Annotated in this window: 14 protein-coding genes; 5 read left to right on the top strand and 9 right to left on the bottom strand. The window is 73.2% G+C overall.

Annotated features, from left to right (window positions below; all coding sequences use genetic code 11):
• Positions 1-106: 106 nt before the first annotated feature.
• The 4 genes from ACFQO7_RS24985 to hemE form a co-directional block, all read right to left on the bottom strand.
• Entirely contained in the window at positions 107-1,126 is a 1,020-nt protein-coding gene (locus ACFQO7_RS24985) for a LacI family DNA-binding transcriptional regulator (RefSeq protein ID WP_376808643.1), read from the bottom strand.
• A gap of 121 nt (positions 1,127-1,247) precedes the next feature.
• Positions 1,248-1,949: a hydrogen peroxide-dependent heme synthase gene (gene hemQ / locus ACFQO7_RS24980; RefSeq protein WP_361044607.1), complete on the bottom strand. Its 702-nt coding sequence runs from the start codon at positions 1,947-1,949 to the stop codon at positions 1,248-1,250.
• A 5-nt stretch (positions 1,950-1,954) separates the two neighbouring features.
• Positions 1,955-3,346, bottom strand: coding sequence for a protoporphyrinogen oxidase (gene hemG / locus ACFQO7_RS24975; RefSeq protein WP_376808642.1), 1,392 nt, complete (start codon positions 3,344-3,346; stop codon positions 1,955-1,957).
• A gap of 58 nt (positions 3,347-3,404) precedes the next feature.
• Positions 3,405-4,472: a uroporphyrinogen decarboxylase gene (gene hemE, locus ACFQO7_RS24970; protein ID WP_376808641.1), complete on the bottom strand. Its 1,068-nt coding sequence runs from the start codon at positions 4,470-4,472 to the stop codon at positions 3,405-3,407.
• 104 nt (positions 4,473-4,576) lie between these two features.
• On the opposite strand from hemE, the gene ACFQO7_RS24965 reads away from it, so the two are divergent.
• Positions 4,577-5,149, top strand: coding sequence for a DUF3000 domain-containing protein (locus ACFQO7_RS24965; RefSeq protein ID WP_360529845.1), 573 nt, complete (start codon positions 4,577-4,579; stop codon positions 5,147-5,149).
• Between the two features lie 90 nt (positions 5,150-5,239).
• Here ACFQO7_RS24965 and ACFQO7_RS24960 read toward each other — a convergent pair whose 3' ends face one another.
• Positions 5,240-6,055, bottom strand: a complete 816-nt coding sequence (locus ACFQO7_RS24960) for a hypothetical protein (RefSeq protein WP_376808640.1) — start codon at positions 6,053-6,055, stop codon at positions 5,240-5,242.
• Positions 6,056-6,105: 50 nt separating this feature from the next.
• Positions 6,106-7,281: a S1C family serine protease gene (locus tag ACFQO7_RS24955; protein ID WP_376808639.1), complete on the bottom strand. Its 1,176-nt coding sequence runs from the start codon at positions 7,279-7,281 to the stop codon at positions 6,106-6,108.
• A 195-nt stretch (positions 7,282-7,476) separates the two neighbouring features.
• Between ACFQO7_RS24955 and ACFQO7_RS24950 the strand changes: the two genes are divergently transcribed.
• The 3 genes from ACFQO7_RS24950 (at position 7,477) to ACFQO7_RS24940 (ending at position 12,269) form a co-directional block, all read left to right on the top strand.
• On the top strand, positions 7,477-8,838 hold the full coding sequence (locus ACFQO7_RS24950; protein WP_376808638.1) for a ribonuclease D: 1,362 nt from the start codon (positions 7,477-7,479) through the stop codon (positions 8,836-8,838).
• A 210-nt stretch (positions 8,839-9,048) separates the two neighbouring features.
• Complete coding sequence (locus ACFQO7_RS24945) at positions 9,049-10,245, top strand: thiolase family protein (RefSeq protein ID WP_376808637.1); 1,197 nt, start codon at positions 9,049-9,051, stop codon at positions 10,243-10,245.
• A complete protein-coding gene (locus ACFQO7_RS24940) occupies positions 10,242-12,269 on the top strand; it encodes a 3-hydroxyacyl-CoA dehydrogenase NAD-binding domain-containing protein (protein ID WP_376808636.1) in 2,028 nt (675 codons plus the stop codon). Before ACFQO7_RS24945 ends, ACFQO7_RS24940 begins: the two co-directional genes overlap by 4 nt.
• Positions 12,270-12,490: 221 nt before the next feature.
• On the opposite strand, the gene ACFQO7_RS24935 is transcribed toward ACFQO7_RS24940, so the two are convergent.
• The 3 genes from ACFQO7_RS24935 to ACFQO7_RS24925 are packed head-to-tail and all read right to left on the bottom strand — an operon-like array spanning position 12,491 to position 14,717.
• Positions 12,491-12,880, bottom strand: coding sequence for a VOC family protein (locus tag ACFQO7_RS24935; RefSeq protein WP_376808635.1), 390 nt, complete (start codon positions 12,878-12,880; stop codon positions 12,491-12,493).
• Positions 12,877-14,019, bottom strand: a complete 1,143-nt coding sequence (locus ACFQO7_RS24930) for a sensor histidine kinase (protein WP_376808645.1) — start codon at positions 14,017-14,019, stop codon at positions 12,877-12,879. Before ACFQO7_RS24930 ends, ACFQO7_RS24935 begins: the two co-directional genes overlap by 4 nt.
• Before the next feature lie 17 nt (positions 14,020-14,036).
• Entirely contained in the window at positions 14,037-14,717 is a 681-nt protein-coding gene (locus tag ACFQO7_RS24925) for a response regulator transcription factor (RefSeq protein ID WP_361044630.1), read from the bottom strand.
• A 128-nt stretch (positions 14,718-14,845) separates the two neighbouring features.
• Between ACFQO7_RS24925 and ACFQO7_RS24920 the strand changes: the two genes are divergently transcribed.
• Positions 14,846-16,120: a C39 family peptidase gene (locus tag ACFQO7_RS24920; protein ID WP_376808634.1), complete on the top strand. Its 1,275-nt coding sequence runs from the start codon at positions 14,846-14,848 to the stop codon at positions 16,118-16,120.
• Position 16,121 lies beyond the last annotated feature (1 nt).

The following is a 16,121-nucleotide window of genomic DNA, read 5'->3' as shown; positions in this document are numbered from 1 at the left end:
GCGGGGGGGGGGGGGGGGGGGGGGGGGGTGGGGCGGGGTGGGAACGGCGAACGGCTCCGTGCACGCCGTTTGCACGGGTGCGCGGAGCCGTTCGGGGAAGGAGAGGTCAGTCGGCGGAGCGGGACTGGGCGGGGACGAGGCGGGCGCTGGCGGGGACGGCGGCGGTGGAGCCGCGTACCACGAGTTCGGTCTCGAAGAGGAGCTCGTCGGCGGGGACGACGTTGCCCGCGATCTCGCTGACCAGCAGCGCCACCGCGGCCTGGCCCATCGCCTCGATCGGCTGGCGCACCGTGGTCAGCGGCGGGTCGGTGCAGGTCATCACGGCCGAGTCGTCGTACCCGACCAGCGAGACGTCACCGGGCACGGACAGGCCCAGCCGGCGCGCGCCGCGCACCGCGCCGAGCGCCAGCACGTCGGAGGCGCAGATCAGGCCGGTGACGCCGCGCGAGATCAGCCGCGCTGCGGCGGCGTGGCCGCCCTCCATCGAGAAGATGGTGCGCTCGACCATGTCGTCGGCCCCGGGGAACGCCTGGCGCTTGCGCGAGGACGGCATGTGGTCGGGCGGGCCCAGGATGAGGCCGATCCGGTCGTGGCCCAGCGACACCAGGTGGTTGTACGCCTGCTCGGTGGCCACCGCGTCGTCGGCCGACACCCGGGGGAAGCCCAGGTCGTCGATGCCCGCGTTGACCAGTATCGCGGGCAGCCCGCGGTCGAGCAGCCGGCGGTAGTGCTCGTGGTCGGCGTCGGCCTGGGCGTAGTTGCCGCCCGCGAAGATCACGCCGGACACCTGCTGCTCCAGCAGCATGTCCACGTAGTCGGACTCGGCGACGCCGTCGGCGGTGCGGGTGCACAGCACGGGGGTGAACCCGCGCTTGGCCAGCGCGCCGGCCACGACCTCGGCGAACGCCGGGAAGATCGGGTTCTGCAGTTCGGGCAGGACCAGGCCGACCAGCCGGGCCCGTTCGCCGCGCAGCTTGGTGGGGCGCTCGTAGCCGAGCACGTCCAGCGCGGTGAGCACGGCCGTACGGGTGGCCTCGGAGATGCCGGGGCGACCGTTGAGCACCCTGCTCACGGTGGCCGTGCTCACTCCCACGTACTTCGCCACTTCGGCGAGTCTGCGCGTCATGGTACGCAAGTGTAGGGCACGATCGTGCAAATCAGTTGCACGGGTTGCCCTACAGTTTGCAAAACTTCTCGCGGCCCTGTTCGTAGGACGTCAGCACCGCGTGACCGCCGGGAGCGCTCCCCTAGGGCAGGGCGGCGACGAGCTCCTCCATCGAGCGGCGGCGGCCCGTGTAGAACGGGACCTCCTCGCGCACGTGCCGGCGGGCCGACGAGGCGCGCAGGTCGCGCATCAGGTCCACGATCCGGTGCAGCTCGTCGGCCTCGAACGCCAGCATCCACTCGTAGTCGCCCAGCGCGAACGAGGCGACCGTGTTGGCCCGCACGTCCGGGTAGCCGCGCGCCATCTTTCCGTGCTCGGCCAGCATCTCGCGGCGCTCCTCGTCCGGCAGCAGGTACCACTCGTACGAGCGCACGAACGGGTAGACGCAGACGTACCGCCGCGCCTCCTCACCGGCCAGGAACGCCGGGATGTGGCTCTTGTTGAACTCGGCCGGGCGGTGCAGCGCCGCCTGCGACCAGACCGGGGTCAGGCACTTGCCCAGCGCCGTCCGCCGGAACAGGCCGTACGCGTCCTGCAGCGCGTCGGAGGAGCCGGAGTGCCACCAGATCATCACGTCCGCGTCGGCGCGCAGGCCCGCCACGTCATAGACGCCGCGCACCGTGACGTCCTTGTCGGCGAGCTGCGCGAACAGCGCGTCGACCTCGCCGGACACCTCCGACCGGATCGAGGGCAGCGGCCCCTTCACCCGGAACACCGACCACATCGTGTACCGGATGGTGTCGTTGAGCTCCCGCAGCCGGGCCGCGTTCGTCTGTTCGGTCATGCCAGTCATCCTTCCAGAATCCGGTCGGCGGCCTGCTCCGCGGAAGCGACGCAGGCGGGGATGCCCACCCCGTCGAAGGCCGCGCCGGCCAGGGCCAGCGGCAGGTCGGCCAGCAGCGTCCGGGCCTGCCCGACCCGATCGACATGCCCCGGTGCGTACTGCGGCAGCCCGCCGCCCCAGCGGGTCACCTCCGCCGCGGCGGGCGCGGGCAGCGTGGTGCCGAGCACCGTGCCCAGATCGGCGAGCACCGCCCGCACCAGCTCCGCGTCCGGGCGCTGCAGCACCGCCTGCTCGCCGTACCGGCCGACGCTGGCGCGCAGCAGCACCCGGCCGTCCGGGCGGGCGTGGTGCGCCCACTTGGTGCTGAAGAAGGTGGCCGCCTTGATGGTCAAACCCTGGTCGGCGGGGACCAGGAAGCCGGTCAGCGCGGGCAGCTCGACGCCCGCCAGCTCGAGCGTCACCAGCCCGACGCTGGCGTAGTCGAGCACACCGACCAGCGCCGCCGCGTCCGGCGACACGTCGCGCAGCAGCCGCGACGCGGGACGCGCCGGAACGGCCAGCACGACCGCGTCGCAGTCGAGCTGCCGCGCGCGCACGCTGTCCGGGGCGTCGGGGGCCGCCGCGCCGACCGACAGCGTCCAGCCGTCCCCGTGCCGGGCCAGCATGCGTACTGGCACGCCGGTCAGCACATCTACGCCACGGCGGGCCAGTTCCGCGGCGGCGGCGTCGATGAGGCCGCCCAGGCCGCCGCGCAGGGTGCCGAAGACGGGGCTGCCCGGCTGGTGGGCCCGGCTCGCGGCCGCCGTCAGCGCCACCGCGCCGCGCAGCGTGTGCTCCGTGCCGAGCAGCCGGTGCAGCGCGGGCACCGTGGCCGCCAGCGACAGGCCGTCGGCGCTGCCCGCGTACACGCCGCCGAGCAGCGGGTCGACCAGGTGCGTGACCACCTCGCCGCCGAGCCGCTCGCGTACCAGCGCGCCGACGGACCGGTCCTCGCCCGCGGGCAGCACCGGGACACCGCGGTCCGCGTCGTGGTCGTCGAGGGCGGCGATGCCGTCGAGCGCGGCCTGCGGGCCCGGCACGCCCATCACCGTGCCGCCGGGCAGCGGCCGCAGCCGCCCGTCCAGCCACAGCCCCGCCCCCGCGATCGCCGGGTGGACCAGCCGGTCCCCCAGCCCCAGTTCGTCGACGAGTCGCTTCGCGCCACTCGGACCACCGGCCGGGTCGCGCATCAGGAACTGCTCCGCACCGGTGTCGACGCCGTCCGGCCGGGTGCTGATCCGCCCGCCCAGCCGAGCCGACTGCTCCACCACGGTCACCCGGTGGCCCGCCCCGGACAGCCGCAGCGCGGCCGCCAACCCGGCGACGCCTCCCCCGACGACGACGGTGTGCCTGGTCATGCTCACTCCTCGCTCCACTCGGCGCAGGCTCGCTCACCGCAGCCCATGCCGCGCTCGCTCATCGGGCGCTGAGCGTGTGCACCAGCTCCACGACGCGGGTGAGCACGGTCGGGTCGGTCTCCGGCAGCACCCCGTGGCCGAGGTTGAAGACGTGGCCGGGGGCCGCGCGGCCCTCGGCGAGCACCCGGCGCACCTCACGCTCGACGACCTCCCACGGCGCGAACAGCACCGCCGGGTCGAGGTTGCCCTGCACCGGATGCCCCAGCACCTGCTTCGCGGCCTGGTCCAGCGGGGTGCGCCAGTCGACGCCGACCACGTCCGCGCCCGCCTGCGCCATCGCGGGCAGCAGCAGGCCGGTGCCGACGCCGAAGTGGATGCGGGGCAGCCCGGCGTCGGCCAGGCCGTCCAGCACCTTGCGCGAGTGCGGCTGCACGTACTGGCGGTAGTCCGCTTCGGACAGCGCGCCGACCCAGGAGTCGAACAGCTGCACGGCGCTGACGCCCGCGCCGATCTGCACCTTGAGGAAGGTCAGCGTGATGTCGGCGAGCCGGTCCAGCAGCGCGTGCCAGAGCTGTGGGTCGCCGTACATCAGGGCCTTGGTCTGGGTGTGGTTGCGCGACGGACCACCCTCGACCAGGTAGCTGGCGAGCGTGAACGGCGCCCCGGCGAAGCCGATCAGCGGCTTGTCGAGCAGCTCCGCGGTGAGCATCCGGACCGCGGCGTCCACGTAGGACACGGCGGCCGGGTCGAGCGGGCGCACCCGGTCCAGGTCGGCGAGCGTGCGGACCGGCTCGGCGACGACCGGGCCGGTGCCGGCCACGATGTCCAGCTCGACCCCGGCCGCGTCCAGCGGCACCATGATGTCGCTGAAGAAGATGGCGGCGTCCACGCCGTGGCGGCGTACCGGCTGCAGGGTGATCTCGGTGACCAGGTCGGGCTGCCGGCAGGACTCCAGCATGCGGATCCCGGCCCGCAGCGCGCGGTACTCCGGCAGCGAGCGCCCCGCCTGCCGCATGAACCACACCGGCGTATGCGGCACGGACTGGCCGCGGCACGCTCGGACGAATGCGGAGCCGGCCGTGCGGCCCGCGGGACTGGTGTCAGTTGCACTGCTCATCACGGCCATCGTGCCACCGGTCAGATAACGATCTCCGAACGGGTGGCGCGGATGTGAGCCCTATCGGCGCGCCGAACCACCACAACGGTCCCGCGGCCCCCTAGGGTACGGCTATGGCGCTCACGACGGCACTCCCCGAGACGTTCACGCGCGCCGTCACCGCGCTGCGTGCCGCCCACCCCCGGAGCGAGATAGCGCTGGAGGAGGTGCCGGCCCCGAGCCGGCTCGCCCCGCACGCCTTCGCCCTCGGCGCGACCGTGCTGCGCCGTGGCGAGGAGGTCACCACCGGGCGGCTCATCCTGCTGCACGACCCGGCGGGGCACGAGGCGTGGGAAGGCGACACCCGGCTCGTCACGTACGTCACCGCGGAACTGGAGCCGGAACTGGCCACCGACCCGCTGCTGCCCCAGGTGGGCTGGAGCTGGCTGGTGGACGCGCTCGACGCGCACAGCTCCGGATACGCCGCGATCGGCGGCACGGTGACCCAGACCATCTCCAGCCGCTTCGGCGCGCTGGCCGCCGACGGCCCGCCCACCACGGACCTGGAGCTGCGCGCCTCCTGGACCCCGCTGGACCTCAACCTGGAGGGCCACGTGGCGGCCTGGTGCGCGCTGCTCGCCTCGACCGCGGGCCTGCCGCCGGTCGGCGTGTCCGCGCTGCCGCTGCGCCGCACCGAACAGCGCTGACGACGAAGGGCGGCCGGAGCACCGGCCGCCCTTGTCAGCGGTTCCTCAGGTCACGCGCCGGGCGCGGACCGTCCCACCCGCGCCTGCGCGTCAGAGGTAGGCCTTGCAGGCCTTGTCCAGGGCCTTCGCCCGCGCCTCGGACGGCGCGCTGAAGAACGCGTCGAGCTTGTCGAGGCAGACCACCATCGCCTTGTTCTCGTTCTGCACGCCCAGGAGGTCCTGCTTGGACTTCTCCAGCTCGTCCTTGGTGGTCTCCAGCTGGGACTTGCCCGAGGAGATCTCACCGTCCTTGGACTTGATGGTCTTGTCGCGCTCGGCGACCTGCTGGGTCAGCGTGGTCTTGGTGTCGGCCAGCTCGCCCGACTTGAGCACGAACAGCGTGGTCATCACGCCGGTGGCCAGCACGAGCAGACCGGTGGCGATGCCCAGCACCAGGGGCGCCTTGGACTTCTTGACCGGTGCCGGGGCGGCGGCCGGGTAACCGTAGCCGGAGGTCGGGTACGCCGACACCGGCACAGCCGACACCGGGTAGCCCTCCGGCTGCGCCGGGATCGGGGCGTAACCGGCCGGGTAGCCGGCGGGCTGCGCGGCGGCCGGGTAACCCGCGGCGACCGGCTGCGGCGCGGTGGCCGGGTAACCCGCGGCGACCGGCTGCGGCGCGGTGGCCGGGTAAGCGGCGGCCGGCTGCGGGGTCGCGGCCGGGTAGCCGGCGACCGGCTGCGGCGCGGTGGCCGGGTAAGCGGCCGGCTGCGCGACGGTGGCGTCGGCCGCCGGGGCGGCGGGGTAGACCGGGGCGGGCGCGGCCGCCACGGGCTCCGTGGCAGGCGCGGTCTCCGGGAGAACGGGCGCCTGCGCCGGCACTGCCGTCGTGGGAACCTCGTCGGCCGGGGACGCGGGGTGGGTCATATCTGTTTCCTCCGTGAATGGTGGTGCGCGCTGAACCGAAGGGGTTCCGGTCAGCAGACGGTGAAGAGCTTGCAGGCGTCGGCGATGGGGATCGCGAGCCCGAGGCCTTCGGCGTTGAGGTATCCGGCGACGGTGATGCCGACCACTTCCTGCTGGCCGTTGATCACCGGGCCGCCGGAGTTGCCGGGGTTGATGGCGGCGTCGAACTGCACCATCGGGCCCTCTTCGTATCCGGACTCCCGGATCGCGCTGATGACGCCGCTGGTGACCGTGTCGGTGAGGCCCAGCGGGGCGCCCACCGCGATGATCTGCTGACCGGGCTTGGCGGGCGTCTTGGCGACCGTCAGTCCGGTGAACTTCGCCGTGGTGTGCAGCTGGGCCACATCACGGAGCTTGTTGACGCGCACGATCTTCGCATCGAACCGCTGTCCGTCACGCGTGATTTTCACGGTGCGGCCGCCGTCCTTGTAGACCGACTCGACCACGTGGAAGTTCGTGAACAGGTTGGTGCCGCCGTCGGAGGCCTTCGGCCCGACCGCGAACGCGGTGCCCGTGAAGGGGCCCGCCTCCACGCGGAAGACGCTGGGCAGCACGGCCGCGGCGAGCTTCTCCACGTTGAAGGCCCCGCCGACCTCCTTCTCCAGCGCACCGAGCCGGGACTCGGCGTCGGTCAGGCGGCCGCCGTCCTTCTGCTGGAGTTCGGTCAGGCGCCGGTCGGCGCTGTCCAGCGCGGTGCTCAGCTCCCCGATCCGCACGTTCTGCCAGGCCACCATGCCGATCAGCACAGCCAGCAGCACGGCGAGGACCGTGTTGAAACGCAGCACACGACGCCAGCCGCCACCCGACGGGCGGGCCGCCGGCGGCACCGGCACCGCGGACGCGGGGTGCGGGACCAGCGGGTGCGCCATCGGTACGGGCTGCGGCGGGACCTGCGGCGGCCACGGCTGCTGCGGCGGGGCGGCGGGCGGGAACGGGCCCGGCAGGTGACCGGCCGGCACGGGCGGGTAGGGACCCGCCGGAACCGGCGGGTAGGGACCCGGGACGCCGGCGGGACCGGGCTGCGCCGGAATCAGGTGCGCCGGCACGGGCTGCGGCGGCGCCGGGTGCTGCGGCACGGCCGGCTGCGGCGGCATGTGCTGGGCCGGGATCGGCGCACCGGCATGCGGTGCGGGCACGCCCTGCGGGACAGCGCCCGGCGACGTGTCGGGCTGCGGGCCCGTGCTCATGTGTTCCTCCCCGTGCACCGATCAGGTGTGATCGGGCTGGCACACCATACTGGGTGCTGTCGAATCGCATCACCCCCGTTCGGAGCCCTTTTGCTCCGACGTTCACAGGTCCGTCACATCCGCCCCACCGGTCACCGACGCGCCATACCCGGGGTGCTGCCGTCATCGCCGACCGGCTGGCCGTACGGTGTGACCATGACCGACGAGGACGCACCACTGCGCCGTCGGACCCGCCATCGCACCCCTTCGGGCGACGGCGCGCCGGACGGAACACCGAACGGCGGTGGGCCGACGCTGCTGACCGAACCAGCCGACGGCACCCCCGAACCGGTGGTCACCCCGGCGGAATTCGCCGAGGTCGTGGCCAGGTTCGCCGCGGGCACCGGCCCGGTCGCCGTGGACGCCGAACGGGCCTCCGGCTTCCGTTACAGCCAGCGGGCATACCTGGTGCAGCTGCGCCGCCGCGGGGCCGGCACAGCACTCATCGACCCGGTGCCGCTGGGTGATCTGTCCGCCTTGGACGAGGCGCTGGCCGACACCGAGTGGGTGCTGCACGCGGCGAGCCAGGACCTGCCCTGCCTCGCCGAGGTGGGCCTGCGGCCGCGCCGGTTGTTCGACACGGAATTGGCCGCCCGCCTGGCCGACTTCGAGCGGGTCGGCCTGGCCGCGCTGACCGAACAGCTACTGGGCCGCACCCTGGAGAAGCATCACTCCGCGGCGGACTGGTCCACCCGTCCACTGCCCCACGACTGGCTGGTCTACGCGGCGCTGGACGTGGAGCTGCTCGTGGAGCTGCGCGACGCGCTCGCCGCCGAGCTGGACCGCCAGGGCAAGACCGGCTGGGCGGCGCAGGAGTTCGCCGCGCTCGTCGCCGGCGGCGCGCGGCCGCCCAAGCAGCGCACCGACCCGTGGCGGCGGACCTCCGGCATGCACCGGGTGCGCGGCGCGCGCGCCCAGTCGCGGGTGCGCGCCCTGTGGTACGCCCGGGACACCATCGCGGTGCGCCGCGACACCGCGCCCGGCCGGGTGCTGCCCGACGCCGCCATCGTCGCGGCGGCGGAGATGAACCCCAAGACCGAGCGCGAGCTGCTGCTGCTGCCGGGCTTCGGCGGCCGCTCGGTACGCCGCCTGGCGAACACCTGGTTGGAGGCGCTCGACGAGGCACGCGCCCTGCCGGACGACGCGCTGCCCACGACTCCGGTGTTCGAGGGCCCGCCCCCGCCGCACCGCTGGGCCGACAAGGACCCCGAGGCCGCCGCGCGGCTGGCCCGCTGCCGCGAGGTGGTCACCAAGACCGCCGAGCAGCACCACCTGCCGCCGGAGAACCTGATCACCCCGGAGTTCGTTCGCCGGCTGGCCTGGGAGCCGCCGAGCGATCCCGACGCGGCCGCGGTCACCAAGGTGCTCAGCGACCTGGGCGCCCGGCCCTGGCAGTGCGGCCTACTGGCCGAGGAGCTGGCTCAGGCGCTGGTCGCCGTCCCCGCCGAACCCGAGCCGGACGGTTCCACCGGGGAACCGTCCGGGCCGGACGCGACGCCGGACGGCGCGACCGCCTGAGCCGGGCGCGCCGCCATGATCGCTCGAGCCAGGCAGATGTGCGTATGCGCGCTCAAGATACGCACAGGCGCCAGGCAAGTCCGACGATCTTGGCCGCGCGGTCGTCGCCGTTCGCTGTGCATGTGAGTCAAGCCACAGCGGATCTCTTCTCCGAACTAGTTACTCGCGAGTAGCATCCGGGGCAGCTCCCTAACTGCAAGGAGGCAGACCGTGCCCCGTGAAGTCCGCGACGTCGTCTTCGTCGACGGCGTGCGCACCCCGTTCGGCAAGGCGAACGGGGGCATCTACGCGAACACCCGCGCCGACGATCTCGTCGTGCGCTGCATCCGCGAGCTGCTGCGCCGCAATCCGCAGCTGCCGCCGGAGCGCGTCGACGAGGTGGCCATCGCCGCCACCACCCAGATCGGCGACCAGGGCCTGACCATCGGCCGCACCGCCGCCCTGCTGGCGGGCCTGCCCAAGACGGTCCCCGGGTACGCGATCGACCGCATGTGCGCGGGCGCGATGACCGCCGTCACGACCGTCGCCTCCGGCATCGCGGTCGGCGCCTACGACGTCGCGATCGCGGGCGGGGTCGAGCACATGGGCCGCCACCCGATGGGCGAGGGCGTCGACCCGAACCCGCGCTTCCTGGCCGAGAAGATCGTGGACCCGTCCGCGCTGGTCATGGGCGCGACCGCGGAGAACCTGCACGACCGGCTGCCGCACCTGACCAAGCAGCGGGCCGACGCGTTCGGCCTGGCCAGCCAGCAGAAGACCGCCGCCGCGTACGCCGCGGGCAAGCTGCAGGGCGACCTGGTCACCGTGGCCACCCGCGACCCGGAGACCGGCTGGGGCCTGGCCACCGCCGACGAGGCGCCGCGCGAGACCACGCTGGAGAAGCTGGCCGGGCTGAAGACCCCGTTCCGCCCGCACGGCAAGGTGACCGCGGGCAACGCGGCGGGCCTCAACGACGGCGCGACGAGCTGCCTGCTGGCCGCCGAGGACACCGCCCGCGAGCTGGGCCTGCCCATCGCGATGCGGCTGGTCTCGTACGGCTTCGTGGGCGTCGAGCCCGAGGTGATGGGCGTCGGCCCGATCCCGTCGACCGAGCGCGCGCTGCGCCTGGCCGGGCTGAGCATCGACGACATCGGCCTGTTCGAGCTGAACGAGGCGTTCGCCGTGCAGGTGCTGGCGTTCCTCGACCACTTCGGCATCGCCGACGACGACCCGCGGGTCAACCCGTGGGGCGGCGCGATCGCCGTGGGCCACCCGCTGGCCTCCTCCGGCGTACGGCTGATGACCCAGCTGGCGCGCCAGTTCGCCGAGCACCCCGAGGTGCGCTACGGCCTGACCGCCATGTGCATCGGCATCGGCATGGGCGGCACTGTGATCTGGGAGAACCCGAACTGGGAAGGTGCGAAGTGAGCGAGATCGTCACCCACGCCAAGCTGCGGCTCGTCGCCGTACCCGGGCTGGACCGGCCCGCCGCGCTGATCACCCTGGACAACGGCCTGGACCACACCAAGCCGAACACCTTCGGCCCCGGCGGCCTGACCTCGCTGTCGCAGGCGATCGACGAGGCGCAGGCCGCGCAGCCGTCGTTCATCGCGGTCACCGGCAAGCCGTACATCTTCTGCGTCGGCGCGGACCTCACCGGTTTCTCCGCGATGACCTCGCGCGAGCAGGTCGAGCAGATCGGCCGGCTGGGCCACGCCACCTTTGCCAAGCTGCGCGAGAGCAGCGTGCCGACGTTCGCGTTCGTCAACGGGGCGGCCATGGGCGGCGGCCTGGAGGTGGCGCTGCACTGCCACTACCGGACCCTGTCGTCCGGCGCGGCGGCGCTGGCGCTGCCCGAGGTCTCGCTGGGCCTCATCCCCGGCTGGGGCGGCTCGCAGGTGCTGCCGAACCTCATCGGCATCGTGCCCGCGGCCCAGGTCGTCGTGCAGAACCCGCTGATGATGAACAAGATGCTCAAGCCCAAGCAGGCCTTCGAGATGGGGATCGCCGACGCCCTGCTGGAGCCGGCCGACTTCCTGGAGCGCTCGCTGGAGTGGGCCGCCGGGGTCGTCAACGGCACCGTCACGGTGAACCGGGCCGAGGTGGACCGCTCCGAGATGTGGGACGCGGTCGTCGGCTTCGCCCGCGGCGAGCTGGACAAGCGCCTGCACGGCGCGGTCCCGGCCGCCTCGAAGGCGCTCGACCTGCTCACGCTGGCGAAGAACGGCGTGACCGCCGAGGGCATCGAGGCCGAGATCCAGGCCCTGGCCGACCTCGCCGTCACCCCGGAGCTGCGCAGCGGCCTGTACGCCTTCGACCTGGTCCAGCGCCGGGCCAAGCGCCCCGCGGGCGCGCCGGACAAGTCCCTGGCCCGCAAGGTGACCAAGGTCGGCGTGGTCGGCGCGGGCCTGATGGCCTCGCAGCTCGCGCTGCTGTTCGCCAAGCGGCTGGAGGTCCCGGTCGTTTTGACCGACCTGGACCAGGCCCGGGTCGACAAGGGCGTGGGCTACGTGCACGCCGAGATCGACAAGGCCGTGAGCAAGGGCCGCATGTCCGTGGGTACGGCAGCCAAGCTGCGCGGCCTGGTCAGCGGCTCGGTCGACAAGGCCGTGTTCGCCGACGCCGACCTCGTCATCGAGGCCGTGTTCGAGGAGCTGTCGGTCAAGAAGGCGGTCTGGGCCGAGCTGGAGCAGATCGTCAAGCCGGAGACCGTGCTGGCCACCAACACCTCGTCGCTGTCGGTCACCGCGATGGCCGCCGACCTGGCGCACCCCGAGCGGGTGGTGGGCTTCCACTTCTTCAACCCGGTCGCGATGATGCCGCTGCTGGAGATCGTGCGCGGCGACGCCACCGACGACGCCACGCTGGCCACCGCGTTCGCCGTCGGCAGGCAGCTGAAGAAGAGCTGCGTGCTGGTCAAGGACGCTCCGGCGTTCGTGGTGAACCGGATCCTGACCCGCTTCCTGGGCGAGATCTGGAACGCCGTCGACGCGGGCACCCCGCTCAAGACCGCCGACCGCGCGCTGGACCCGCTGGGCCTGCCGATGCGGCCGATGGCGCTGCTGGCACTGGTCGGCCCGGCGGTGGCCGCGCACGTCGGCGGCACCCTGCACGGCGCGTTCCCGGACCGCTTCTCGGCCAGCCCCAACCTGGCCGCGATCGCCAAGTCGGGCCTGCCGCTGCTGGTCGACGAGCGGCTCAACCCGGAGGTGGAGGCGCTGCTCGTGCAGGGCGACGCCCCGCTGACCGGCGAGCAGGTGCGGGAGAAGGCGCTGGCCGCGCTCGCGCAGGAGATCCGGCTGATGCTGGACGAGGGTGTGGTGGCCGAGGCCGCCGACATCGACCTGTGCATGATCCTGGGCGCGGGCTGGCCGTTCCACCTGGGCGGCATCACGCCGTACCTGGACCGCGCGGGCGTCTCCGCCGCGGTGACGGGCCGCACCTTCGCCTGAAACGGCTGATGATCGCTGTTTCGGGTCAGAATCCGGGGTCCCGCCCCACTTTCTGACCCGAAACAGCGATCATCGTGTTTCCGAGGCCGGGTCATCGGCCGGGATCGGTCGCTGAGGCTGGTCGGCCGACCGCGACTCCACGCAGCGATAGTGCGCTTCAGGGTCGGCGACGATCGGGATGTCCGCTGTCTCGGCCAACAGCGCCTGTAAGCGGTCCGCACTCATACCGCGGCGGTGGCGCGTTCGGTGGCGGAGCGTTCGACGCAGAACTCGTTGCCCTCGGGGTCGGCCATGACCGCCCAGCCGGTGCCGTCGGGGTTACGCAGGTCGGAGACCAGCGTCGCGCCTACGGCGAGCAGCCGCTCGACCTCATCGTCGCGGCTGCGGTCGGTCGGCTGCACGTCGAAGTGCAGGCGGTTCTTGACGGCCTTGCCCTCGGGCACGGCGATGAACAGCAGGTCCGGGCCGTCGTCTGGTGACATCAGCAGCGCGGCCGGGTCCTCGGGCTTGTCGTCGGGGTCGCGGGGGTAGCCGGTGACCTCGCTCCAGAAGCCCGCCAGCGCGTACGGATCGGTGCAGTCCACGGTGATGTGCCGAATCAGAGAGGTCATCTCTCCGATGCTAGGGGCAGCGCGATGGTGACCTCCATACCTCCACCGGGCAGCGCCACCGCGCCGACCGTGCCGCCGTGCGCGACACACACCGCGCGCACGATGGACAGGCCCAGGCCGGAACCTCGCGCGCCGGTGCGCTCGCGGCCGCCGCGCCGGAACGGCTCGAACAGTCCGGGCACGTCGGCCTGGTCCACCTTGAACCCGGTGTTGCCGACCATGAGCCGGGCGTACTCGCCGTCGTGGCGGCTCTCCACCCAGATCTGCCCGCCCAGGTGGTTGTAGCGGACCGCGTTCTCGATGAGGTTGCCGGCCAGCCGGTCCAGCAGGCTCGGGTCGCCGATGACCGGGGCCGGGTCCAGCCGGGTGTCGACGGCGAGCTTGATCCGGCGCACCTCGTGGTCCATGGCGGACAGCGCGCCCAGCACGCCCGTGCCGAGGTCCACCGGCTCGTTGCGCAGGCCGGTGCGGCCCTCGCTGCGGGCCAGCATGAGCAGCGCGTCCACCAGGGCGTTGGCCCGCTCGGACGCGTCGCGCACGACGGTCGCCATGCGCTTGAGTTCGGCGGTGTCCACCGCCGGGTCGGACAGCGTCACGTCGATCTCGGTGCGCATCACCGCCAGCGGGGTGCGCAGCTCGTGCGAGGCGTTGGCGACGAAGCGCTGCTGCGCGGTGAACGCCGCGCCGAGCCGGTCCAGCATCGCGTCGAAGGTGTCGGCGAGCTCGGCCACCTCGTCGTCCGCGCCGGTGTAGCGGATGCGCTGGTCGAGGGTCTCCCCGCCGAGCTTGCGGGCGGTGGCGGTGACGTGGTGCAGCGGGCGCAGGGCGCGGCCAACGACGGCGTACGCCCCGAGGACGCCGACCACGCTGATCGCGAGCACGGCGACCAGGCCTTTGACGGTCAGCTCGGTCTGCGCGGCGGACAGCACCGACTCCTGCCACTGCCGGGCGTCCAGCTGCTGCCCGTCGGCGAGCCGGACCATGGTGCCCGGGGCCAGCTCGTCGGCGGGGTGCAGCACGGCGTTCACGACCAGCCAGGCGACCAGCATCAGCAGGACTCCTGCGCCCACCAGCAGCACCCCGTTGAGCAGGGTGAGCCGCAGGCGCAGGGTCGGCCGGAAGCCGCGGCGGGCGGGCACCCGCTTCGGCCGGGCCGTCACGCGGCGCCGTCCTGGGCCGCCGACGGGATGCGGTAGCCGGCGCCGACCAGCGTCTCGATGAGCGCGGGCTGCCCGATCTTCATCCGCAGCGTGCGCATGGTGACCCGCACTATGGTCGTGAACGGGTCGGTGTTGGCGTCCCAGACCCGTTCCAGCAGCTCCTCGGTGGAGACCACGCCGCCGCGGGCCCGCAGCAACTCCTCCAGCACGCCGAACTCCTTGTTGGTCAGGTCGACCAGCACGCCGCCCCGGGTCACCGAGCGCTTGGCGGGGTCGAGTTCGAGGTCGCCGGCGCGCAGCACCGGCGGGGTGACCGGGGTGGCCCGGCGGCCCAGCGCCTGCACCCGGGCCACCAGCTCGTCGAAGGCGAACGGCTTGGGCAGGTAGTCGTCGGCGCCCAGGCGCAGGCCCTCGACCCGCTCGGCGACGCTGCCGCTGGCGGTCAGCATCAGCACCCGGGTCAGCGCCCCGGAGCCGACGAGCGCGGCGCACAGCTGGTCGCCGTGCATACCGGGCAGGTCCCGGTCGAGCACCACCACGTCGTACCGCGTGACGAAGGCCATCTCGTGACCGACGCTGCCGTCGTAGGCGACGTCCACGGCCAGCCCGTGCCGGCGCAGCCCTCGGGCGATCGCATCGGCCAAGTGCCGCTCGTCCTCCACCACCAGCACCCGCACGTCTCCGCCTTCCTTCGGCCCGGTTCCGTCCACGAAGATAGAACCCCGGGGCCATTGCAAAAAATCTTCGTCCATAGAACTCTCATTGCAGAGAATCGCCAGCGCCGGCCACGCCACGGGAGGCACCGATGAACCGACGCAACGTCCTGCGTACCGCCGCGGGTGCGGTCGTCGCGGCCGCCGCCGTGCCGGCCGAGCAGGCCGCCGCGGCAGGCAGGAAGCCGCCCGCCGGACGGGACGTCGCCTTCCGCCGCTGGGACTCCCCGCAGCGCTGGGCCGAGGGTACGGGCAGCGGCGTCTTCGCCGGCACCGGAGGTCTCACCTTCGCCGCCCCGACCGGGCATTTCTCCCACACCGACCCCGTCACCGGGCTGACCACCGACTACGAGACCGCCACCTGGACCGGGCCGGAGACCGCAGTCGGCTTCGCCGCCACCGAGGTGATCCCGTCCTGGACCGCGGATACCCCCGGCGCCTGCTTCGTGCGGATCGAGCTGAGCGGCACGACCGTCGCGGGCACCACCACGAAGTGGTTCGACCTCGGCCGCTGGGCCGCCGACGACGTGTCCTTCCGGCGCACCTCCGTACGCGGCCAGGGCGACGCGGACGGCACCGTGTACGCCGACACCTACGTCGCGGCCGACGGGCGCGCTCTGGCCTCCTGGCGGCTGCGGGCGACCCTGCTGCGCCCGGTCGGCAGCACGGACGTGCCGGTGCTGCGCACCGTCGGCGCGGTCGCCTCGGCGCTGCCCGCCCCCGGCAAGCTCACCCCGAGCGTGCCGCTCGCGGCGCAGGGCGTCGTGCTCGACGTGCCGCAGTACTCCCAGCAGATCCACCAGGGCGAGTACCCGCAGTGGAACGGCGGCGGCGAGGCGTGGTGCAGCCCCACCTCCACGTCGATGGTGCTGGCCTACTGGGGTGTCGGCCCCACTCCCGCGGACTACGCCTGGGTGGACCCCTCCTACGCCGACCCGTGGGTCGACTTCGCCGCCCGGCACACCTTCGACCACGACTACGACGGGTGCGGCAACTGGCCGTTCAACACCGCGTACGCGGGCCGGTTCGGGCTGCGCGGCTTCGTGACCCGGCTGCGCTCGCTCAACGAGGCCGAGCGGTTCATCGCCGCGGGCATCCCGCTGATCGCCTCGGCGTCGTACAAGAAGGGCGAGGTCCCCGGCCTGGACTACGGCACCAACGGCCACCTGATGGCGCTGGTCGGCTTCACCGCCGACGGCGACCCGGTGCTCAACGACCCGAACTCGGCGAGCAACGCGCAGGTGCGCAAACCCGTCGGCCGGGCCGAGTGGGAGTCCGCCTGGCTCAACAGCAGCCGCGGCGTGGTGTATGTCATCCACCCCGCGTCCGTGCCGCTGCCGACCCCGCCGGGCCAGGCCAACTGGTGAC

It is taken from the genome of Catellatospora aurea, assembly GCF_042663325.1.
Classification (GTDB): domain Bacteria; phylum Actinomycetota; class Actinomycetes; order Mycobacteriales; family Micromonosporaceae; genus Catellatospora; species Catellatospora aurea.
Note: the sequence above shows the minus strand (reverse complement) of the source record. Positions and strands in the feature narration are given on the sequence as shown.